Origin of the sequence: Paracoccus acridae (assembly GCF_014642735.1) — a bacterium.
Classification (GTDB): Bacteria; Pseudomonadota; Alphaproteobacteria; order Rhodobacterales; family Rhodobacteraceae; genus Paracoccus; species Paracoccus acridae.
The window spans coordinates 321,373-341,507 of record NZ_BMIV01000002.1 but is presented as its reverse complement, the minus strand read 5'-3'; the positions used below and the strand labels follow the sequence as shown (position 1 = coordinate 341,507).

Genomic DNA, 20,135 nt, shown 5'->3' with positions numbered 1-20,135 from the left:
CAACGGCGCGACGCCGCAGGAGGTTCGCATGGCCCGCAAGATCATCATCGACACCGATCCCGGTCAGGACGACGCGGTGGCGATCCTTCTGGCCCTAGCCAGCCCCGAACTGGAGGTGCTGGGCCTGACAGCGGTTGCCGGCAACGTGCCCTTGGCGCTGACCGAACTGAACGCGCGCAAGATCCTGGAACTGGCAGGCCGGACCGACATCCCGGTCTTTGCCGGCTGCGACCGGCCGCTGGTCCGCCCCCTGGTCACGGCGGAACATGTCCACGGCAAGTCGGGCCTTGACGGCATCGAACTGCCCGCGCCCAGGATGGCGCTGCAGCCTGGGCACGCGGTCGACTTCATCATCGACACGCTGCGCCGCGAACCCGCCGGAACGGTGACGCTGGTTCCCATCGGCCCCCTGACCAACATCGCCCAAGCCTTCCGGCAGGCCCCGGACATCATCGGGCGCATCCAGGAAATCGTCCTGATGGGCGGCGCCTATTTCGAGGTGGGCAACATCACCCCTGCCGCCGAATTCAACATCTTCGTCGACCCCGAAGCCGCGGCCGAGGTTTTCGCGGCAGGCGCCCCCCTGGTGGTGATGCCCCTGGACGTGACGCACGAGGCGCTGACATCGCGCGACTGGATCGGCCGGATGCGCGCCCTGCCCGGCCGCTGCGGCCCCGCCATCGCAAGCTGGACGGATTTCTTCGAACGCTTCGACAAGGGAAAGTACGGAAGCGAGGGCGCCCCGTTGCACGATCCTTGCGCCATCGCCTGGCTGCTGCGCCCCGACCTGTTCACCGGGCGACACATCAATGTGGAAATCGAAACGGCAGGTCAGTTCACGACCGGGATGACGGTTGCGGACTGGTGGCGCGTGACGGACCGACCGGCGAATGCCACCTTCATCCGGCATGTGGACCGCGACAGTCTGTTCACGCTGCTCAGCGATCGCCTGGCGCGCCTGCCCTAGGCTGTTTTCCGTCAAGGACCGGCAGGGGCACGGTGCCAGAGCCGTCGCCCAGTTCCGCGTTCAGCCGCTTGACCAGATCCTGCGTCATGTCGATGGCATCCATGGACACGAACAGCGTGCGGCGGTCCAGAACGGCCACCGCATTGCGTTCCTGCATCATCTCGCCCATCAGGGGCAGCGCGGCGCGATAAAAGGCGGCACGGTCGGCTTCGGCCCAGGCGTTCAGATCCTGGACGACCTGTGCGCGCTGGCGGCGCACTTCGGTCGCGCGGGTATCGAAGGCCTCGGCCAGCCTGCGGAACTCGGCGGGATCCAGCGTGCCGCGCTGTTCGGTCAAGGTCGCTTCCTCGGCCGAAAGCTGGGCTGCAAGCCGCTGGTTCTCGGTCTCGATCTTGCTGCCTTCCTGTTCCAGCACGCGCTGCGTCCGGTTGCCCCAGTCGGACGTTGCAAAAAGGACATCCTGATCGACGGTCAGGATCGGCGCTGTCAGCGGCTTGGCATCGGCTGGCGTCTGGATCGTACGCGAGGGCAGTTCGGGCGCGGCCGGCTGTTCCTGTTCGGGAATTTGCTGGCTGATGGCGCCGCCTGGCAGGGCAAGCAGCGCGCATAGTCCGATCCAGCCGAGGATCCGCATCAGAACCGGGTCGAGATGGTCAGGTCGAAGTTCTGTTCCTCGTCATAGTCTTCCTTCTTGACCGCCTTCGAGAAGTTGAAGCGCAGCGGACCGATGGGCGTGGTCCAGAAGATCGAGGCCCCGACCGATGCGCGGATGGCCATGCTGTCGTCTATGTTGATCCTATCACCGGCATCATTCTCATAGCTTGTCGTATCCAGGCCCCAGATCGACCCGACATCGGCGAACAGACCGCCGGAAATGCCGTATTCCTCGGGCAGGCCGATGGGGAACTGCGCCTCGGTGCGGACCACCCAGAAATAGTTGCCGCCCAGGCCGTCGTCGTTCTCGGCCGCCAGGTCGCGCGGGCCGATGCCGTTGGGTTCGAACCCGCGGATGCGCGTGCCGCCGCGATAACGGTCCAGGATCCAGGTGGAATAATCGTCATAGGAATGGATCGCGCCCGCCTCGAATTCGGCGCGCAGGGTCACTTCCTCGCGCCAGGCATTGCTTTCCACCCCGGCAAGGCCGCTGGTCGTGACGGTCTTCGTGTCGCCGCCAAGACCCGCGAAATCCTGCGAGAAGCGCAGCTTGTAGCTGGTCAGCGGATCAAGCCCGGTGATGCGCGTGTCCCACAGATAGCTGTAACCCAGGGCCGAGGTGGTGCGCTGCCCTTCCTCGGCCTGGAGCAGCTGCGAGCTGTCCTCCTCGACCCCGCCCAGGGTTTCCTTGGATAGGCGATAGCGCAGTTCCAGCCGCCCGTTCTGCGAGATCGGGAATTCGATCGACGGCCGCACGCCCACGGACCGGGTATTGTAATCCGAATTCAGGCTTTCGGTGACGTTGTAATAGGTGTTGAAGCCGAAGCGCAGGTCGCGTCCCAGGAAATAAGGCTCGATAAAGGTCAGCGACGAGGACTGGTCGCCATCGGCGGTCGAGATCGACAGCCCGACCGTCTGGCCCCGGCCCAGGAAGTTGTTTTCCTGCAAGGACGCGTTCAGGCCCACGCCCGAGGCCACGCCATAGGACGCGCCGAAGGACAGCGACCCGGTCGGCTGTTCTTCCACGTTCACATCGACGATCACCTGTTCGTCGCTGCTGCCGGGGCGGCTTTCGACCTGCGCGTCGCTGAAATAGCCAAGCGCGCGGATACGTTCGGCTGCGTTGCGGATTTCGCGCGGGTTGAAGGGATCGCCCTCGACCGTGTTGAACTGGCGGCGGATCACCTGGTCCAGCGTGGTCGTGTTACCCTCGATGTCGATGCGTTCGACAAAGACGCGCGGGCCGCGCGTCAGGGCGAAGGTCAGGTCCAGCGTCTGGTTCTGCGGGTTGCGCGTCACGCGGGGCTCGATGTTGACGAAGTTCAGTCCCTGCTGCAGCGCAATGGTCTCCATCCGGCGGATGGTGTTGTCGATGGCGGCGGGGTTATAGACATCGCCCCGGCCCACGCGGTTCTGCGCGGCAAAGGGCGCCGCATCGACACCCGGGATTTCCGACACGGTGTTGACCTGCGCGAAACGATAGCGCGGGCCTTCCTGGATGTTGAAGGTGATATAGAAGGCGTCGCGTTCCCGCGCGATTTCCGGCGCCACCGCCTGCACCCGGAAATCCGCATAGCCGCGCGAGCGATAGAAGTCGGTCAGAAGCTGTTCGTCCAGTTGCAGCCGTTCCGGCGCGAAGGTGTCGCGGCGGATGAAGGTTCGCAGGATGCCCGCCTGCTTGGTGTCCAGCACGTTGCGCAACCGGCGGTCGCTGAAGGCGCGGTTGCCGGTAAAGCCGATGCGCTCGATCTCGGTCACGTTGCCTTCACGGACCTCGAACACCAGATCGACGCGGTTGTCGCTGCGGCGGATGATGCGCGGATCGACGCGGGCAGCCAGGCGGCCTTGCGCGGCATAGGCCTGGGCGATGTTGTTGGCGTCCTGGATGGCCTGGCTGGGCTGATAGACCCGGCGCGATTGGCTTTGCACGACCTGGGCAAGCTGTTCGTCGTTGATGCGGCGATTGCCCTCGAAGCTGATCTGGTTGATCGTGGGGTATTCGCTGACGCGGATCACCAGGACATTGCCCTGGGGCACGATCTCGACCGTCTCGAACAGGCCGGAATTCTGCAGCCGTTGCAGCGCATCGTTCAGCTCTCCCGCCGACACGTCCTGGCCGCGCGCGATGTTGGCATAGGACAGCACGGTCGCCGGTTCGACCCGCTGCGACCCCTCGATCCGCACGTCGTTGAACACATAGGCCGAAGCCGCCGCGGGGATCAGTGCCGCCGGGGCCGCAATCGTCAAGGCCGTCACCAGGGCGACCGCGCCCCTGCCCAGTTTCCGTGTCATTGCTGTCCCTCTTGTCGTCAGCCTGAAACGGCACCCTTTTCGGCGCCTTCTTTTGTGTCAAGCTTGTGCATCAATCCGCCTGCCCTGTCAAAACGCATCGCGCGTCAGGGGCAGAAAAGATCGTTGGTCAGGCCGAAAATCATCAGCGACAGCACCGCCGCCATGCCCATCGCGGTCAGCAGGTTCAGGGCCTTGTCCGAGGGCGGACGGCCGGTCACGGCCTCCCATGTGTAGAACATCAGGTGCCCGCCATCCAGGACCGGGATCGGCAACAGGTTCAGAAAGCCGATGGCCGCCGACAGGACGGCGATCCACCACAGGAAATTGCCGCCCCCCGCGCTTGCCGCCTGGCCCGTGCTTTCGGCGATGCTGATGGCGCCGCCAAGATTGCAGCTGTCGATCTGGCCCGAGATCATCGCCCACATCCCCGACAGGGACGAGGCGATGATCCCCCAGGTCTGCTGGACACCCAGCCACAGCGATTCCAGCGGCCCCGCGCTGCGGGTGGCGGGCGTGAAAAAGCTTTCGCCCCCGGTCACGCCGATCAGCCAGCGCCGTTCGTATCCGCCACCCTCGGCGGGCAGGTCCTGCATCTTGGGAACCAGCGTGTAATCCGCGACGCCCTGGCCGGGGCGCCAGACCTGCAAGGCAAGCGGCTGGCCCTCGGCCGCCTCGACCGCCTGGCGCATCTGGGTGAAGCGGCTGACCGGCTGGCCGTCGATGGCCATCACCACATCGCCCGCCCGCAGCCCGGCATCGGCCGCGGCGCTGCGCGGGGCCACGCCGCTGATCCGGGCGGGCATCGGGTCGGGACCGCGCACGGTCAACTCCGCGCCATCGCGCCGAACCGTCCAGTCCTGGTGGTCGGCAACCGGCAGGGTTTGAGCGATCCCGCCGATGTCGCGCCAGCTTTCGACCGGCTGGCCGCCCAGGGCCAGGATCCGGTCGCCCGGCTGCAATTCGTTGACCACGCCGGGCGGCGCCTCGGCGATGGTGCCGACCTGCGGCTCGTCCGTCGGAAGACCCTGGAACAGCGCGAAACCGCCGAAGACTAGGATCGACAGGATGAAATTGAAGACCGGTCCGGCCAGCAGCGTGGCGAAGCGTGCCCACAGCGGCGCGCCCGTCAGCGTCTGGCGCCGCAAGGCCGGATCGACCGCCCGGCCCGGCCCCGCGCTTGCGGCATTGGCATCGCCCAGGAACCGCACATATCCGCCCAGCGGGATCGCCGCCAATTGCCACAGCGTTCCCCGCCGGTCGCGGCGCGAGATCAGGCGCGGACCGAAGCCGACCGAGAAGACCTCGGCCCGGATGCCCGACAGCCTGCCGATATAGTAATGGCCGAATTCATGGACCGTCACGATCACCGCAAGGGCAATGAAGAACGCGGCCAGCGTCCACAGCGTGCCTCCGAATTGCGGGATCAGGTCGGTCATGCGGCGGCTTCCTTGCGTGCTTCGCGGTCCCAGTGAAGAACCGTTTCCAGATCGGCCGGATCATGGCCGAAACCATCCCGCGCCGACAGGGCCTGCAGGGTCATTTCCACGCGAGGCGCCATCTGCGTGAAGCCGATCCGCCCCGCGATGAAGTCGTCAAGCGCCTGTTCCTTGGCTGCATTGAACACGGCGCCTGCCATGCCGCCTGCCGCCATCACCTCTCGCGCCAGGCGCAGGGCGGGCCAGCGAACCTCGTCCGGGGCGCGGAAGGTCAGGCTGCCAAGCGCGGCCAGATCCAGGGGCGCGACCGGCAGGGGCGCACGATCGGGCCAATGCAGCGCGTAACCGATGGCGTGGCGCATGTCGGGTGCGCCCAGATGGGCGATGCTGCCCCCGTCCACATGGCTGACCATCGCATGAATGATGGATTCCGGGTGGACCAGAACCTTGATCTGGTCGGAACGGAGGCCAAAAAACTCCTTTGCCTCGATGACCTCCATCGCCTTGTTGAACATCGAGGCGCTATCGATGGTGATGCGCTGCCCCATAGCCCAATTGGGGTGGGTCGAAGCCTCTGCCACGGTCGCAGCGGCCAGCCGTTCCAGCGGCCAATCCCGAAAGGCGCCGCCCGATGCCGTAATGGTCACATCCTTGACGGATTCGAGCTTTTCAGAGCCAAGTGCCTGGAAAATCGCGGAATGTTCTGAATCGACCGGCAGGATTCTGGATCCGCTGGTCGTCGCGGCATGGCGCAGCAGCGGACCGGCGCAGACCAGCGATTCCTTGTTGGCAAGTGCCAGGATCCCGCCCTGAGCAAGCGCCGTCAGTCCCGGCATCAACCCTGCCGCGCCGACGATGGACGACAAGACCCAGTCCGCAGGACGACTCGCGGCTTCGACAAGGGCCTGCGGACCCGCCGCTGCCTCGACCCCGCTGCCCGCAAGGGCCGCACGCAGATCATCCAGCAGTTCGGGATGCGCCGTCACCGCGATCTCGGCGCGCAGATCGCGAGCCATCTGCGCAAGACGCCCGATGTTGCGCCCGCCGGTCAGCGCGACCGTGTGATAGGCGTCAGGCCCCCCCGCGCGGCGGATCAGGTCAACGCCGTTCGCGCCCACGGACCCGGTGGCCCCGAAAATCGAAATCCGCCGCATGGGTCAGTTCACCGAAGGTAATGCCGTCAGCAGCCCGATCAGCATGGTTGCCAGCACCGCGCCCGTCACGGCGTCAAAACGATCCATGAAGCCGCCATGGCCGGGGATCAGGTTGGAGCTGTCCTTGACCCCTGCCCGGCGTTTCAGCCAGCTTTCGGCAATGTCGCCCATCTGCCCCGCAAGGCAGACGATGGGCGAACACCAGATCAGCATGGCATCGCCGCGCCCCAGCCGCCACAGCAGAACACCCAGCAGCAAGGCTCCGATCCAGCCTGCCACGGTGCCCGACCAGGTCTTCTTGGGGCTGAGCGAGGGCCAGAACTTCGGCCCCCCGATCATGCGGCCGAAGAAATAGCCCGCCGTGTCCGAGATGATGACGATCCCCATCAGCCACAGCACGAAATTCAGGCCGTAATTTTCCCGAAAACCGACCAGGCCATAGGCGACCAGCATGATCGCCGCACCGAACAGCGCATAGGTCCAGCGGTCGCGTGGCGCCGCGCCGGGGATCCCCGCAATCAGCGGGAACAACAGGGCCAGGATCGCCAGGGGATGATCGAAGCCCAAGGCGATGACCTGCGACATGAAGGCGATCAGGGCCAGAGCGATGGGCCGCCAGGCGCCGAAGATGCCAGGATGCAGGCGCGGATTGCGCCAGCCGGTCATCGCCGCCAGTTCCCAGAAGGTGATCGCCGATATCAGCGCCATCGACAGCCGCAGCCACACCCCCGTCGCCACGGCCAGCATGATGCCGATCCCCAGCAACACCAGGGTCGAGGCGACGCGGCGTGACAGGTCCGCCCACTTGCCGGGTGGGGGTTTTGCTACCCCAAGGCGCCCGGCGCTCATGCGCCCCCGAAACGCCGGTCCCGCATCCCAAAGCGGTCCAGGATCTGCGCAAGATGGTCGGGCGTGAAATCGGGCCACAACACGGGCGTGAATTCATATTCCGCATAGGCCGCCTGCCAGGGCAGGAAGTTCGAGGTCCGCGTTTCCCCGGACGTGCGGATCACCAGGTCGGGATCGGGGTGCCCGGCCGTGTCCAGGCAGGCGGCCAGATCGGCCTCGGTCGGGGTCTCGACCTCGCCCCGCGCGATCTTCTGGGCCAGCCTTGCGGATGCGCGGGTCAGTTCGTCCCTGCCGCCGTAATTGATCGCCACGGTCAGGTTCAGGCGGCAATTGCCCGCCGTCCGCGCCTCGATCGAGGACATCAGCGCCTGAAGCTTGTGGTCCAGCCGTTCGCGCCCGCCGATGAAGCGCAGGCGCACGCCTTCGGCGGCCATGCCCTCGGCCTCGTACTGGATATAGCGGCGGAAGATCTTCATCAGACCCAGGACTTCCTCGGTCGTGCGCTTCCAGTTTTCGGTGGAAAAGGCATAAACGGTCAGCCAGTTCACGCCCAAGTCGGGACAGGCGCGAACGATTTGCTTGACGCGTTCTGCCCCCCGCCTGTGGCCGACAAGGCGGGGCCAGCCCTTGTTGGTGGCCCAGCGGCCATTGCCATCCATGATGATGGCGACATGCCGGGGCCGCTGATCGACCCCGCCGGTAGTCAGCAGCGGTGCGGTTTCAGCGGCCATGTTCGTCCCTCAGACCTGCATGATTTCGGCTTGCTTGCCTTCAAGCGCCTGATCGACATTGGCGATCATCTTGTCGGTCAATTCCTGAACGGCGGTTTCCCAGAACTTCTGGTCGTCCTCGGGCATGCCATTGGCCTTGCCCTTCTTGATCTGGTCCATGCCGTCGCGGCGGACGTTGCGGATCGCCACGCGGGCGCTTTCGGCATATTGGGCGGCGACCTTGGTCAGCTCGCGGCGGCGTTCCTCGTTCAGTTCGGGGATCGGCAGCATGATGATGGTGCCGTTCGTCTGCGGGTTGATGCCCAGGCCGGATTCGCGCAGCGCCTTTTCGACCTTGCCGACCATGCCCTTGTCCCAGACGTTGATCGTGACCATGCGCGGTTCGGGGACGTTCACGGTGCCAAGCTGGTTGATCGGGGTCATCTGGCCATAGGCCTCGACCTGCACCGGGTCGATCATCGAGGCCGAGGCACGCCCCGTCCGCAGGCTGGAGAATTCGTGGCGCAGGCTGTCCATCGCCCCCTTCATCCGCCGTTCCAGATCGTCGATGTCGATTTCGATGTCCTCTGCCATGGGGAACTGCCTTTGCATTGAATTTTGATTGCTTGTAACGAGAGATGCATACCTTGGCAAAGACTTTGCCCCGCTTTCAGGCAAGCCTTCGCCAGCGCGCCTGCGGCCGGGTGGCGGCCTAGTTGTGGACCCTCGTATAGGTGCCGCGGCCTTCCAGGATGCCCCGGAACCCGCCCGGTTCGTCCAGCGAGAAGACGATGATCGGCAAGCGGTTGTCGCGGGCCAGCGCGATGGCCGACGCGTCCATCACGCCCAGGTGCTTTTGCAGCACCTCGTCATAGCTGACCTCGCCATAACGCTTGGCGTCGGCGTGCTTCTTGGGATCCTTGTCATAGACGCCATCGACCTTGGTCCCCTTGAAGATCGCCTCGCAGTTCATCTCGTTCGCGCGCAGGGTCGCGGCGGTGTCGGTGGTGAAATAAGGGTTGCCGGTGCCCGCCGCGAAGATCACGATCCGCTTCTTTTCCAGGTGCCGGATGGCGCGGCGGCGGATGTATGGCTCGCAAACCTCGTCCATGCGGATGGCGCTGATGACGCGGCAATGCAGGCCCTTCGCTTCAAGCGCGGATTGCATGGCAAGCGCGTTCATCACCGTGGCCAGCATCCCCATATAGTCGGCCGTGGTCCGTTCCATCCCCTGGGCGCTGCCTTGCAGCCCACGGAAGATGTTGCCGCCGCCGATCACCATGCAGACCTCGACCCCCATCTTCTGGACCGATTCCACCTCGTCGGCGATGCGCGCCACGGTGGGGGGATGCAGGCCGTAACCCTGATCGCCCATCAGCGCCTCGCCCGAAATTTTCAGCATCACCCTGCCGTATTGCGCGGGTGCTACGCCCTGATGATCGGTCATGTTGGTTCCTTCGTGTCCGCGCCGGTCGCTTTCATCGCGGCGCAAAATGTCGCAAAAGGCGGGCGTGTTCAACCGCCCGAAAGACGCCTGCCTTGATCCCCTTGGACCAGATCGATCCCGCGCGCCACCTGCTGATCGCAGGCCCGACCGCCAGTGGCAAATCCGCGCTGGCGCTGGCGGTCGCGCAGGCCCAGGGCGGGCTTATCGTGAACGCCGACGCGCTGCAAATCTGGTCCTGCTGGCGGGTGCTGACCGCCCGTCCCGGCTCGGCCGAGGAAGCAGCCGCGCCCCATGCGCTGTATGGCCATGTCGCGCCGGGCGCGACCTATTCGGTGGGCGACTGGCTGCGAGAGGTGGCGGGGCTTCTGGACCGCCGCCTGATCGTGGTGGGCGGGACCGGCCTTTACCTGACGGCGCTGACGCAGGGGCTGGCCCCGGTTCCCCCCGTTCCCGCCGAGATCCGGGCAGACGGGGATGCCCGACTGGCCCAGGAAGACGGTCTGGCGCGCATGGTGGCCGATCTTGACGCCCGGACACGCGCCGGCATCGACATCCGCAACCCTGCCCGCGTCCAACGCGCGTGGGAGGTCTGGACCGCAACAGGCCGGGGTTTGGCCGACTGGCAGGACGATACGCCGCCACCCCTGATCGCACCTGCGGATGCCCAGAGGATCCTTGTGACGGCCGACCGCGACTGGCTGGCCCGGCGAATCGCGGACCGCTTCCACATGATGATGCAGCAGGGTGCCCTGGACGAGGTTCGGACCATGCTGCCCCACTGGGATCCTTCCCGGCAATGGGCGCGCGCCATCGGCGCACCCGAACTGGTGTCCCATCTGCGGGGGGAAATCGACCTGAACACGGCCACCGAACGCGCGATCATCGCCACCCGGCAATATGCCAAGGCGCAGCGCATCTGGTTCAGAGGGCGGATGAAGGATTGGTGGCATCTTCCGGCTGATGCAGGAAGCACACGCGGGGATTGATCCTTACCCGTCCCGATTGAATATGATCCTGACTTCGGCAATAATCCGCTTATGTGGTGATGTGTCAGGCGGTTTTTCATGTCGGCGTTCGGGCATTCGCGGTGGAACGGCTTTCCCTTCTCGGCCAGCCGGATCAGGACCGGGCGGCAGGACGCGGATGTGAACGCGGCATCCATCCCCGATGCCTCCGCCCCGCTTCCTACCGATCGCGCTGCGGCCCCCGTCTTGCCGGTGGCCAGCCCGGCCGCCATGCAACCATTCCCGCGCGGCGGGCGTCCCATCGGGCGCAGGCAGGGGATACGGCTTCTGCCCCTTGCGGCTTTCGTCTGGGGCAACCGCGCCATGCCGCCGCAACCGCGCACGCGCCCCGACCATGTCCTGATCTGGGTGACCGATGGCCGGGTGCAGCTTGATTTCCCGCGCGCCCACTTTGTCCTGCGTGCGGGCGATGTGCGCTACATTCCCGCGGGAACGGCCTTTGCCGCGATGCCTTCCGCCGGGTCGCACGGGCATGTCGCGCTGATATCGCCCAGCCTTGCAGCCGGGGCGGAACCGCCGTTGCCGGATCGGGGGCTGGCCGCGCAAGCCGGTTCCCATGCCGCGCAGCTGGAAGCGACGCTGCACGAACTTGCCGTCGAGGCTGCCAATCCCGATGCCGGAACGCTGTCGTGCCTGATCAACCTGCTGGCGCTGCGGCTGGGCCAGCTTCAGCCCGGCCGCGCCCCGGACGTCCCCGAAACGACGCCGCCCGATCTTCCGCTGATCGAGCGATTTGTGGCGCTGGCAAGGCAGCGGCTGGGATCGACGCGATCGGTCCCCGAATTGGCCGCTGAACTGCACAGCACCACGGCGGTCCTGGACCAGGCCTGCCAGTCCGCGCGGGGCAAGCGGGCGGTGGAGTTGATCCACGACCTGCAACTGGAAAGCGCGGCGGACCTGTTGCGCAATACCGACCTGCCCCTGTCGCGCATCGCCGCCGATCTTGGCTATTCCAGCCAGGCCCATTTCATCCGCGCCTTCGTGGCCGCCACGGGACGCAGCCCCGATGCCTTCCGGGCTCAGTCCCGCTGATCGGGCTGCCTGCCGCGAAAGCCGGTGGCGACGACGAATTTCTCGGATGAATCGCTGCGGCTGGCGGGCGGCTTGACGTTCGCGACCTTGTCGAAATTGCGCTTCAGCATCGCCTGCATCTCGGCTTCCGCCCCACCGGCCAATACCTTGGCGACGAAAGTTCCACCGGGTTCGAGGATGTCGAAGGCCAAGGCTGCCGCAGCCTCGACCAGGGCCACGATGCGCAGGTGGTCAGTGCCCTTGTGGCCCGATGACGACGCCGCCATGTCCGACATTACTACATCGGCGGGACCGCCCAGCCATTCCTTGACCTTTTCGTCCGCGCACTCGGACAGGAAATCAAGCTGGTGGATCTCGGCGCCCGCGATCGGATCGACCTCTTGCAGATCGACCCCCAGAACCTTGCCCACCGCCTTGCCGCCCTTTTCGCCAAGCGCATTCACGCGGTCCACGGCGACCTGGCACCAGCCGCCGGGCGCGCAGCCCAGGTCCACCACCCGCGCGCCGGGCACCAGGAAACGATACTTGTCGTCCAGTTCCAGGATCTTGTAGGCCGCGCGCCCGCGATAGCCCTCGCGCTTGGCGCGGGCGACATAGGGGTCGTTCAACTGCCGTTCCAGCCACAGCTTGCTGGACAGCTTGCGGCCCTTGGCGGTCTTCACCCGCACCCGCAGGTCGCGCTGACCGCGCCCGCTGGATTTGCCCGCGCGGCTGGTGGGCGTCTTCGTCATCTCATGCCACTCCGTTCAGTCCTTCCGCAGCCAGCACCCCATCGCGCACCATCTGGGAATAAAGCAACCCCTCTCGCAGGCCGCGATCGGCCACCGACAGCTTGCTGGTCGGCCAGATCCGCATCAGGGTCTGCAGGATCGCCGCGCCCGACATGATCAGCGCGTGCCGTTCGCGCCCGATGCGCGGATCGGCACGGCGCCCGTCGGGACCAAGCTGCAGATAGGAATGGATCACCCGGTCGATCTGGTCGCTGGTCATTTCCAGCCCGTCCACCTTGGTCCGGTCATAGCGGCGCAAGCCCAGGAAGCTGGCCGCGACCGTGGTTACCGTCCCCGAGGTGCCGATGATCTGGAACCCTTCGTCGGGCGACCCTTGGGCATAGGGGGTAAAGCCCGACAGCATTTCCTCGAAATACCAGGACATCAGGGCGAAGCGGCCCTGGTCGTCCTCGACATCCGCGAACTGGTCGCGCAGCGTCGCCACGCCCAACGGAACGCTGATCCAGTCCACGACCCGCGCACCGCCCGGCTGCGGATTGCCGAAACCGTCCGACAGCCGCATGATCGCGCGGGGCCGTTCCTTCGGTTCGACATCCTCAAGGTCGATCCAGACAAGCTCGGTAGATCCGCCGCCGATATCGACGACCATCAGCGTCTCGGTCTTGTGGCTGACCAGCGGCGCGCAGGAAATCACCGCCAGCCGGGCTTCTTCCTCGGCACCGATGGTTTCGATCTGCAGCCCGGTTTCGCGCCGGATGGTGCGCAGCAGGTCGCGGCTGTTGCGCGCGCGGCGACAGGCCTCGGTCGCGACCAGGCGCATGTTGCGCACGCGGTGCTGTTCCAGCTTGCGCCGGCAGACCTGCAAGGCATGGACCGTGCGCGCCATCGAACTGCGCGACAATCGCCCAGACGCTTCCAGCCCCTGGCCAAGCTGCACCGGCTTGGAGAAGCTGTCGATGACCTGGAACTGACTGCCCTTCGGTCGGGCAATCAGCATCCGGCACGAATTCGTGCCCAAGTCGAGGGCAGCATAAAGCGCCCCCTCCTCGGGTTGGCGGGCGGCGGACGGCTCTACCGCAGTTTTCGGGAACGCGTCCGCACCCGCAGGACGCTTGGGCGTCATGACAACACGCCCTCCGATATCAAGTTGAATAAAACGTAACGCGCGCCCCCTGCCCGATCAAGGGGCGGCGAAAGGGTGATTGCCCAGGGCGTGACAATCGGTTGATAAGTGACGCAAGTTTACGCGCGGAACATCATGCCGATAACCCTGCTGACCGGATCTGTCGCGCCCCTTGCCGGAAGCCCGGCAACAAGCGCCATCGCCAAGACCCCTGCCGCATCCCCCTTGTGGCTGGGGACCGACGGGTTGCAGGGCGACGCACAGGCCGACCGGCGGGTCCATGGCGGACCGGAAAAGGCCGTTCATCATTATCCCCTGGATCATTACACGGCCTGGCGCACCGACCTGGGCGCATTGCCCCTGCTGGATGCGCCTGGTGCCTTTGGGGAAAATATCTCGGACCTCGGCATGACCGAGGACAGGGTGGCCGTGGGCGACATCTTCCGGCTGGGCGGCGCGCTGATCCAGGTGTCCCAGGGGCGCCAGCCCTGCTGGAAGCTGAACCACCGCTTTGGCGTGCCGGACATGGCGCGGCGCGTGCAAGGGACGGGGCGGACGGGGTGGTATTATCGCGTGTTGCAGCCGGGCATGGTTGCACCGGGCGACGATCTGCAATTGATCGACCGGCTGGCCCCGGAATGGACGCTGCGCAGGCTGTGGCGGGCGATGTATGTGGACCGCCTGAACCGTGCCGAACTGGAAGGCATCGCCGCACTGGACGTGCTGGCCGAAGGCTGGCGGCGTCATGCCCGGCGCCGCCTGGACAGCGGCCGCGTCGAAGACTGGCGCCCCCGGTTGGAGGGCCGGACGTGACGCCGCCGCTGGTGATCTCTGTCCAGAGCCAGGTCGTCCACGGCCATGTCGGCAATTCCGCCGCCGTCTTTCCGATGCAGGCGGCGGGGCTGGCGGTCGCGGCCATTCCAACGGTGATCTTTTCCAACACGCCCGACTATCCGACGCTGCGCGGCGCGCCGCTGCCGCCCGATCTGTTCGCCGACCTGCTGCTGGGGGCCGAGGAACGCGGGCTGCCGCAGCGCGCGGACTGGCTGATGACGGGCTATATCGGCTCGGTCGAGGTGGGGCGGCTGGCCGCCGATTTCGTCGCCCGCTGCAAGGCCGCCAATCCGCGCCTGCGTTACCTGTGCGACCCGGTGATGGGCGATGACGGACCCGGCCTTTACGTCCCTGCGGAACTGGCGCGCATCATCGCCGACAGGCTGCTGCCCCTGGCCGATCTGGCGACGCCGAACACCTTTGAACTGGGCTTCCTGACCGGACAGCCCATCAGGGACATGGACGACCTGCAAGCCGCCGGGACCCGTCTGCGCATGGCGCCAGGCGCCTCGCTGATCGCCACGGGCTGCGTGCTGGAGGACAGTCCGGCCGATCATCTGGAAAGCGTGATCCTTGGACCCGCCGGGGCAACGCGGCACCCGACGCGCCGCCTGCCCGTGGCCCTTCCCGGCACGGGCGACCTGTTCGCAGGGCTGATCGTGGCGTCCCTGGCCAAGGGCCGCGACCTGACCTTTGCGGTCGAGACAGCGCAGGATCTGACATCGGCGGCGCTTGCCCACGCCAGCCGCATCGGCGCCCGAGAGGTCGTGCTGTCCGATCCGGACTTCCGCGCCTCCCTTCTGACCCTGTAAACCCAAGAGGACATGATGGACATTGGCAGCGACCTGCCCCAGGCAACGGTGGACCGCATCCGCGACAGCTTTGCCCGACAGGGGCTGATGTCCCTGCTGGGCGCTGAACTGGGCCAGATCAAGGCGGGCCTGGTGACGATCCGCCTGCCCTTCCGGCAGGAACTGACCCAGCAGCACGGCTATTTCCACGCGGGCGGGACGGCATCCATCGCGGATTCGGCAGGCGGTTATGCGGGCTTCACGCTGTTTCCCGAAAACACGTCTGTCCTGACGGTCGAATTCAAGCTGAACCTTGTGAACCCCGCCCAAGGCGACTGGCTGGAGGCGGAGGGCCGCGTCATCAAGCCGGGCCGCACCCTGACGATCTGCCAGCTTGATGTCTGGGGCGTTACTCCCGAACGCCGCACCCATGTGGCAACGGGACTTCAAACGCTGATCCGTGTTCAGGACAAGTCCGCCTGACCCCGGCGTGACAACCCCATGCCGTTAGCGTAAACAGCCGCAAACATGGATTTGCGGGAAGGATCGCGCATGGAACAGGCACGGATCGGGCTGATCGGCTTGGGAACGATGGGATCGGCGCTGGCGCTGAACATCGCGGAAAAAGGCTTTCCCATCGCGGTCTGGAACCGCACCATCCAGGTGACGCGGGATTTTGCGGCAGGCGCAGGCGAACTGGCACCGCGCATTGTCCCGACCGAGTCGCTGGCCGACTTGGTGGCCGCTATCGCACCGCCACGCGCGATCATCCTCATGGTGCCTGCAGGCCAGCCGGTCGATGACCAGCTTGCCGCCCTGGCACCCTTGCTGGATGTCGATGATCTGGTGATCGACGCGGGCAATGCCGATTTCCACGACACCAACCGCCGCAATGCCGCCCGCCTGCCCTTCCGCTTCCTCGGCATGGGGGTTTCAGGCGGAGAGGAAGGGGCGCGCCACGGTCCCGCCATCATGGGCGGGGGCGACGCCGCCGATTGGGACCGCGTGGCCGATGTGATGACCGCCATCGCCGCGCGGGCCGAGGATGGCACCCCCTGCGCCGCCCGGATGGGCGATGCGGGGGCGGGACATTTCGTCAAGATGGTCCACAACGGCATCGAATATGCCGACATGCAGATGATCGCCGAGGTTTATGGCCTGCTGCGCGACGGCATGGGCATGGATGCCGCCGCGGTCTCGGGCATCTTCGCCCGGTGGAACGGGGGCGTTCTGAAATCCTATCTGGTCGAGATTTCGGCGGCGGTGACCGCTGCCATCGACCCCCATACCGGCAAGCCGATGGTGGACGTGATCCTGGATCGCGCAGGCCAGAAAGGCACCGGCCGCTGGACCGCGATCGAGGCGCAGCACCTGTCCGCCCCCATCCCGGTGATCGAGGCCGCGGTGATGGCCCGCAATGTCTCGGCCCGTCTGGACGAACGGCTGGCCGGCCAGGCGCTGTTCGGCCCGGCCCCGCAGCCCTGTTCCCTGCCGCCCGAGGTTCTGGAACAGGCGCTGATCGCGGGCAAGATCCTTTGCTATGCCCAGGGCTTCGCGATGATCGCGGCGGCGTCGGAACGATTCGGCTGGACGCTGGATCTGCCCGAGATCGCGCGGGTCTGGCGTGCAGGCTGCATCATCCGGTCCGCCATGCTGAACGACATGGCATCGGCCCTGGCCGAGGATCCAGCCCGCAACCTGATCATGGCGCCCTTCTTCGCCGACCTGATCGAGACCGCCATGCCGGCCCTGCGGCAGGTCGTGTCCCAGGGTGCGGCGGCCGGGCACGCGCTGCCTGCCTTGGCGTCGGGGTTGATGTGGTTCGACCTGATGCGCACCGGGCGCAGCACGGCCAACATGATCCAGGCACAGCGCGACTTCTTTGGCGCGCACGGCTTCCAGCGCCTGGACGGCATCGACGATCCGCATGGCCCCTGGGGCCGGATCGCATAAGCAAAAAGGGGCAGCGATGCTGCCCCCCTTCGCGGAAAAGCCGGGCCGCTTACTGGCGCACTTCGCCGGTGGCGGGATCCACGCGGATCTCGACCTCGCGGTTTTCGGCGTTGTGATACTCGACCTCCCAATAGCCGTCGTCGTCCCAGGACACATCGGTGATGTGGCCCAGTTCGCCCGCGAGGTCGGTTTCAAGCTTGGTCACCAGCTGCGACAAGGGCATCGAGCCTTCGGGCGGGGTATCCTGCGCCATCAGCGCGGTGGGGGCGGCAATCAGCGTGGCCAGGGCAATCATGCGAATCGTCATGGGTAAACTCCTTGCGTTGCGGGACCCAACGACTTGTCCTGCCCGGGGTTCCGGGGTCTTGCGGCGGGCAAGGCGCGGTCCTATATTCGACCTGTCCGGGGCAACTCGGACTATGGACATAAACGCGCATGGAATAAGCGGATCGGACCCGGGGGCGGTACCCGGCGACTCCACCAGATCACCCTCGTTGGGGGGCCTTGGGGTCGAAACAGGATCGACGAACGTCTAAAGATGTTTGCTTTGTCTCGGTGAGCCACCACCGTTATCGGTGCAAAATGTACAGTTGCCAACGACAACCGTGCTCCGGTTGCTCTGGCTGCGTAAGCAGTTCGAGTGATCGAAACCTAAGCCCTTGCGCCTAGCAGCGTAAGGCGGGGCCCGCAGGAGCCTGGCAACAGAATCCTGCACCTCCAACCCATTATTTCCCCTGCTTCCCATCCGTCCCGTGAAGCTGCGCGTGTTTCTTGCCCATGCGCGGGACGCCCCCCTTTTCATCGTCCGTCATATGCCTATGCTGGCCCGAAATCGAAGGGGACGGGCATGGCGCGATCGGGAATCGACTATGGCGGAATGATGCATCGCGCGATGCAGGCTTTGATCGCGGATGTGCTGGAACGCGTCGCCGAACACGGTCTGCCGGGCGATCATCATTTCTTCATCACCTTCGACACGCGCGACGAAGGCGTCGAGATGGCCGACTGGCTGCGAGAGCGTTACCCCGAGGAAATGACCATTGTCATCCAGCACTGGTTCGACAACCTGACCGTGGACGACGAAGGCTTCACCGTCACCCTGAACTTCGGCAACTCTCCCGAACCGCTGCGCATCCCCTTTGACGCGCTGCGCACCTTTGTCGATCCGTCCGTCGAATTCGGCCTGCGCTTCGAAACGCAGGAATCCGACGATGATGAGGAGGATGACGAAGACGGTGAAGACGGCGACGACAATCCCGACGGTGCCCCGAATGGCGGCGGCGAGGTCGTGCAACTGGACCGCTGGCGGAAATAGCAGAAGGGGCGCCTGAAGCGCCCCTGTTTTCACACCATCATTTCCTTTGTCGCGGTCAGTCGCAATTCAGGATGATCGCGGCTCACGCGGTCGATGTCCCATTGCAGACGGGTCAGATAGACCATGTCGCCGTCATGGTCCTGGGCGATATGGCCCTTGTTGACCTGGACAAAGGCATCGACCTTGTCCTTGGGCCCAGCGACCCAGCGGGCACTGGTGAACTGGGACGCCTCGAAGCGGACGGGGATGCCGTATTCGATCTCGATCCGACTGGCCAGGACCTCGAACTGCAGGGCGCCCACGACGCCGACGATGAAGCCGGACCCGATCATGGGCTTGAAGACCTTGGCCGCGCCTTCTTCGGCGAATTGCATCAGCGCCTTTTCCAGGTGCTTGGCCTTCATCGGATCGGTGGCGCGCACCGATTGCAGCAGTTCCGGCGCGAAGGACGGAATGCCGGTGAAGCGCAGCGCCTCGCCTTCGGTCAGGGCGTCGCCGATGCGAAGCTGGCCGTGGTTCGGGATGCCGATGATGTCGCCGGCCCAAGCCTCCTCCGCCAGTTCGCGGTCAGCGGCCAGGAACAGCACGGGGTTCGTCACCGCCATCGGCTTTTTCGACCGCACATGGGTCAGCTTCATCCCGCGTTCGAAATGCCCGCTGGCAAGGCGCACGAAGGCCACCCGGTCGCGGTGCTTGGGATCCATGTTGGCCTGCACCTTGAAGACAAAGCCGGTCACCGGCTTCTCCTCGGGCGCGATCTCGCGGTCGGCGCTGTTCTGGGGCTGCGGCTGGGGGCCGAATTCGCCGATGCCGACCATCAGTTCCTTGACGCCGAAGCTGTTGATCGCACTGCCGAACCAGATCGGCGTCATGTGCCCTTCCAGGAAGGCCTTGCGGTCGAAGGCGGGCAGCAGCTCGCGCGCCATCTCGACCTCCTCGCGCAGCTTTTCAAGCTGGTCCGCGGGGATATGCTCGGCCAGCTTTGGATCGTCCAACCCGCTGATCTTGATCGAGTCGGCCACCCGGTTGCGGTCGGCCCGGTCCATCAGTTCCAGCCGGTCATGCAGCAGGTCATAGCAGCCCAGGAAATCGCGCCCCGACCCGATGGGCCAGCTTGCAGGCGCCACGTCGATGGCCAGGTTTTCCTGGATCTCGTCGATGATCTCGAAGGTGTCGCGGCTTTCGCGGTCCATCTTGTTGCAGAAGGTCAGGATCGGCAGGTCGCGCATCCGGCAGACCTCGAACAGCTTGCGGGTCTGCGATTCGACGCCCTTGGCCCCGTCGATCACCATGATCGCCGCATCCACGGCGGTCAGCGTGCGATAGGTGTCTTCCGAAAAGTCGCTGTGGCCCGGCGTATCGACCAGGTTGAAGCGATAGCGGTCGAAGTCGAAGGACATCGCGGACGCGCTGACCGAAATGCCCCGATCCTGCTCCATCTTCATGAAGTCCGACCGCGTGCGCCGCGCCTCACCCTTGGCGCGCACCTGCCCCGCCATCTGGATCGCCCCGCCGAACAGCAGGAACTTTTCGGTCAGCGTGGTCTTGCCGGCATCCGGGTGCGCGATGATCGCGAAGGTGCGGCGACGGGCGATTTCGGGGGGAAGATCGGGGCGGTTTGTCATGGGCGGCCTGTAGCCTGCGAAACGGAAATGCGCAATCGCCAAGGGCTTTGCGGCATGGTCGGAGGCATTCTGGAAGATGGTGCTGTGAGAGAGGATTGAACTCTCGACCTCACCCTTACCAAGGGTGTGCTCTACCACTGAGCTACCACAGCATCTTGAGGGGGCGTTTAGACAAAGCGGCGGCCCCGCGCAAGGGG

Annotated in this window: 20 protein-coding genes, 1 tRNA gene and 1 other RNA gene; 9 read left to right on the top strand and 13 right to left on the bottom strand. The window is 65.7% G+C overall.

What is annotated here, in order from left to right; genetic code table 11:
- The first annotated feature begins 28 nt into the window (after positions 1-28).
- The gene (locus tag IEX25_RS04825) at positions 29-967 is read left to right on the top strand and encodes a nucleoside hydrolase (protein WP_103172832.1); all 939 of its coding nucleotides are present in this window, start codon (positions 29-31) and stop codon (positions 965-967) included.
- Here IEX25_RS04825 and IEX25_RS04820 read toward each other — a convergent pair.
- From IEX25_RS04820 to pyrH, 8 genes are all read right to left on the bottom strand, one after another.
- A complete protein-coding gene (locus tag IEX25_RS04820) occupies positions 939-1,601 on the bottom strand; it encodes an OmpH/Skp family outer membrane protein (RefSeq protein WP_188714237.1) in 663 nt (220 codons plus the stop codon). The two genes, IEX25_RS04825 and IEX25_RS04820, sit on opposite strands and share 29 nt — an antisense overlap.
- Positions 1,601-3,913, bottom strand: coding sequence for an outer membrane protein assembly factor BamA (gene bamA / locus IEX25_RS04815; protein ID WP_188714236.1), 2,313 nt, complete (start codon positions 3,911-3,913; stop codon positions 1,601-1,603). Before bamA ends, IEX25_RS04820 begins: the two co-directional genes overlap by 1 nt.
- Before the next feature lie 104 nt (positions 3,914-4,017).
- The gene (rseP, locus tag IEX25_RS04810; protein WP_188714235.1) at positions 4,018-5,349 is read right to left on the bottom strand and encodes an RIP metalloprotease RseP; all 1,332 of its coding nucleotides are present in this window, start codon (positions 5,347-5,349) and stop codon (positions 4,018-4,020) included.
- Entirely contained in the window at positions 5,346-6,503 is a 1,158-nt protein-coding gene (gene dxr, locus IEX25_RS04805) for a 1-deoxy-D-xylulose-5-phosphate reductoisomerase (protein WP_188714234.1), read from the bottom strand. The genes rseP and dxr overlap by 4 nt, the downstream gene beginning before the upstream one ends.
- A gap of 3 nt (positions 6,504-6,506) precedes the next feature.
- Positions 6,507-7,352, bottom strand: a complete 846-nt coding sequence (locus tag IEX25_RS04800; protein WP_188714233.1) for a phosphatidate cytidylyltransferase — start codon at positions 7,350-7,352, stop codon at positions 6,507-6,509.
- A complete protein-coding gene (gene uppS / locus IEX25_RS04795; protein ID WP_103172838.1) occupies positions 7,349-8,083 on the bottom strand; it encodes a polyprenyl diphosphate synthase in 735 nt (244 codons plus the stop codon). Before uppS ends, IEX25_RS04800 begins: the two co-directional genes overlap by 4 nt.
- A 9-nt stretch (positions 8,084-8,092) precedes the next feature.
- Complete coding sequence (gene frr / locus IEX25_RS04790; RefSeq protein WP_103172839.1) at positions 8,093-8,656, bottom strand: ribosome recycling factor; 564 nt, start codon at positions 8,654-8,656, stop codon at positions 8,093-8,095.
- Between the two features lie 118 nt (positions 8,657-8,774).
- The gene (pyrH, locus tag IEX25_RS04785) at positions 8,775-9,509 is read right to left on the bottom strand and encodes a UMP kinase (protein WP_188714232.1); all 735 of its coding nucleotides are present in this window, start codon (positions 9,507-9,509) and stop codon (positions 8,775-8,777) included.
- 92 nt (positions 9,510-9,601) lie between these two features.
- On the opposite strand from pyrH, the gene miaA reads away from it, so the two are divergent.
- Together miaA and IEX25_RS04775 are read left to right on the top strand one after the other, a co-directional pair.
- The gene (gene miaA, locus IEX25_RS04780; RefSeq protein WP_188714231.1) at positions 9,602-10,495 is read left to right on the top strand and encodes a tRNA (adenosine(37)-N6)-dimethylallyltransferase MiaA; all 894 of its coding nucleotides are present in this window, start codon (positions 9,602-9,604) and stop codon (positions 10,493-10,495) included.
- A gap of 78 nt (positions 10,496-10,573) precedes the next feature.
- Positions 10,574-11,566: a helix-turn-helix domain-containing protein gene (locus IEX25_RS04775; RefSeq protein WP_188714230.1), complete on the top strand. Its 993-nt coding sequence runs from the start codon at positions 10,574-10,576 to the stop codon at positions 11,564-11,566.
- Here IEX25_RS04775 and IEX25_RS04770 read toward each other — a convergent pair.
- The gene (locus IEX25_RS04770; protein WP_188714229.1) at positions 11,554-12,297 is read right to left on the bottom strand and encodes an RlmE family RNA methyltransferase; all 744 of its coding nucleotides are present in this window, start codon (positions 12,295-12,297) and stop codon (positions 11,554-11,556) included. The two genes, IEX25_RS04775 and IEX25_RS04770, sit on opposite strands and share 13 nt — an antisense overlap.
- A 1-nt stretch (position 12,298) precedes the next feature.
- Positions 12,299-13,420, bottom strand: a complete 1,122-nt coding sequence (locus tag IEX25_RS04765) for a Ppx/GppA phosphatase family protein (RefSeq protein WP_188714228.1) — start codon at positions 13,418-13,420, stop codon at positions 12,299-12,301.
- 132 nt (positions 13,421-13,552) lie between these two features.
- Here IEX25_RS04765 and IEX25_RS20050 point away from each other — a divergent pair, with 132 nt between their 5' ends.
- The 4 genes from IEX25_RS20050 to gnd all read left to right on the top strand — a co-directional run bounded on the left by IEX25_RS20050 (position 13,553) and on the right by gnd (position 16,998).
- The gene (locus IEX25_RS20050; protein WP_229665060.1) at positions 13,553-14,233 is read left to right on the top strand and encodes an MOSC domain-containing protein; all 681 of its coding nucleotides are present in this window, start codon (positions 13,553-13,555) and stop codon (positions 14,231-14,233) included.
- Positions 14,230-15,066, top strand: coding sequence for a pyridoxal kinase (gene pdxY, locus IEX25_RS04760; RefSeq protein WP_229665041.1), 837 nt, complete (start codon positions 14,230-14,232; stop codon positions 15,064-15,066). The genes IEX25_RS20050 and pdxY overlap by 4 nt, the downstream gene beginning before the upstream one ends.
- 12 nt (positions 15,067-15,078) lie before the next feature.
- Positions 15,079-15,528 (top strand): PaaI family thioesterase, encoded by a 450-nt coding sequence (locus tag IEX25_RS04755; protein ID WP_229665040.1) that lies wholly within the window; start codon positions 15,079-15,081, stop codon positions 15,526-15,528.
- 69 nt (positions 15,529-15,597) lie between these two features.
- Complete coding sequence (gene gnd / locus IEX25_RS04750) at positions 15,598-16,998, top strand: NADP-dependent phosphogluconate dehydrogenase (protein ID WP_188714226.1); 1,401 nt, start codon at positions 15,598-15,600, stop codon at positions 16,996-16,998.
- Positions 16,999-17,047: 49 nt separating this feature from the next.
- Here gnd and IEX25_RS04745 read toward each other — a convergent pair whose 3' ends face one another.
- A complete protein-coding gene (locus IEX25_RS04745; protein WP_103172848.1) occupies positions 17,048-17,305 on the bottom strand; it encodes a PepSY domain-containing protein in 258 nt (85 codons plus the stop codon).
- 54 nt (positions 17,306-17,359) lie between these two features.
- On the opposite strand from IEX25_RS04745, the gene ssrA reads away from it, so the two are divergent.
- Positions 17,360-17,714: a transfer-messenger RNA gene (gene ssrA / locus IEX25_RS04740) on the top strand.
- 131 nt (positions 17,715-17,845) lie between these two features.
- Complete coding sequence (locus IEX25_RS04735; RefSeq protein WP_103172849.1) at positions 17,846-18,313, top strand: SspB family protein; 468 nt, start codon at positions 17,846-17,848, stop codon at positions 18,311-18,313.
- A gap of 29 nt (positions 18,314-18,342) precedes the next feature.
- On the opposite strand, the gene IEX25_RS04730 is transcribed toward IEX25_RS04735, so the two are convergent.
- Positions 18,343-19,938 carry a peptide chain release factor 3 gene (locus IEX25_RS04730; RefSeq protein ID WP_188714225.1) on the bottom strand — a complete coding sequence of 532 codons (1,596 nt, stop codon included), beginning with the start codon at positions 19,936-19,938 and terminating at the stop codon, positions 18,343-18,345.
- Between the two features lie 77 nt (positions 19,939-20,015).
- Positions 20,016-20,090, bottom strand: a tRNA-Thr gene (locus IEX25_RS04725).
- Positions 20,091-20,135: the final 45 nt, after the last annotated feature.

Excerpts from the sequence above, each read along its gene's own strand:
- IEX25_RS04825 (WP_103172832.1), top strand. The coding sequence starts at position 29 with ATGGCCCGCAAGATCATCATCGACACCGATCCCGGTCAGGACGACGCG.
- rseP (WP_188714235.1), bottom strand. The coding sequence starts at position 5,349 with ATGACCGACCTGATCCCGCAATTCGGAGGCACGCTGTGGACGCTGGCC.
- IEX25_RS04735 (WP_103172849.1), top strand. The coding sequence starts at position 17,846 with ATGGCGCGATCGGGAATCGACTATGGCGGAATGATGCATCGCGCGATG.
- IEX25_RS04755 (WP_229665040.1), top strand. The coding sequence starts at position 15,079 with ATGATGGACATTGGCAGCGACCTGCCCCAGGCAACGGTGGACCGCATC.
- IEX25_RS04800 (WP_188714233.1), bottom strand. The coding sequence starts at position 7,352 with ATGAGCGCCGGGCGCCTTGGGGTAGCAAAACCCCCACCCGGCAAGTGG.
- pyrH (WP_188714232.1), bottom strand. The coding sequence starts at position 9,509 with ATGACCGATCATCAGGGCGTAGCACCCGCGCAATACGGCAGGGTGATG.
- IEX25_RS04745 (WP_103172848.1), bottom strand. The coding sequence starts at position 17,305 with ATGACGATTCGCATGATTGCCCTGGCCACGCTGATTGCCGCCCCCACC.
- gnd (WP_188714226.1), top strand. The coding sequence starts at position 15,598 with ATGGAACAGGCACGGATCGGGCTGATCGGCTTGGGAACGATGGGATCG.
- IEX25_RS04770 (WP_188714229.1), bottom strand. The coding sequence starts at position 12,297 with ATGACGAAGACGCCCACCAGCCGCGCGGGCAAATCCAGCGGGCGCGGT.
- frr (WP_103172839.1), bottom strand. The coding sequence starts at position 8,656 with ATGGCAGAGGACATCGAAATCGACATCGACGATCTGGAACGGCGGATG.
- uppS (WP_103172838.1), bottom strand. The coding sequence starts at position 8,083 with ATGGCCGCTGAAACCGCACCGCTGCTGACTACCGGCGGGGTCGATCAG.
- bamA (WP_188714236.1), bottom strand. The coding sequence starts at position 3,913 with ATGACACGGAAACTGGGCAGGGGCGCGGTCGCCCTGGTGACGGCCTTG.
- IEX25_RS04765 (WP_188714228.1), bottom strand. The coding sequence starts at position 13,420 with ATGACGCCCAAGCGTCCTGCGGGTGCGGACGCGTTCCCGAAAACTGCG.
- IEX25_RS04775 (WP_188714230.1), top strand. The coding sequence starts at position 10,574 with ATGTCGGCGTTCGGGCATTCGCGGTGGAACGGCTTTCCCTTCTCGGCC.
- IEX25_RS04730 (WP_188714225.1), bottom strand. The coding sequence starts at position 19,938 with ATGACAAACCGCCCCGATCTTCCCCCCGAAATCGCCCGTCGCCGCACC.
- dxr (WP_188714234.1), bottom strand. The coding sequence starts at position 6,503 with ATGCGGCGGATTTCGATTTTCGGGGCCACCGGGTCCGTGGGCGCGAAC.
- IEX25_RS04820 (WP_188714237.1), bottom strand. The coding sequence starts at position 1,601 with ATGCGGATCCTCGGCTGGATCGGACTATGCGCGCTGCTTGCCCTGCCA.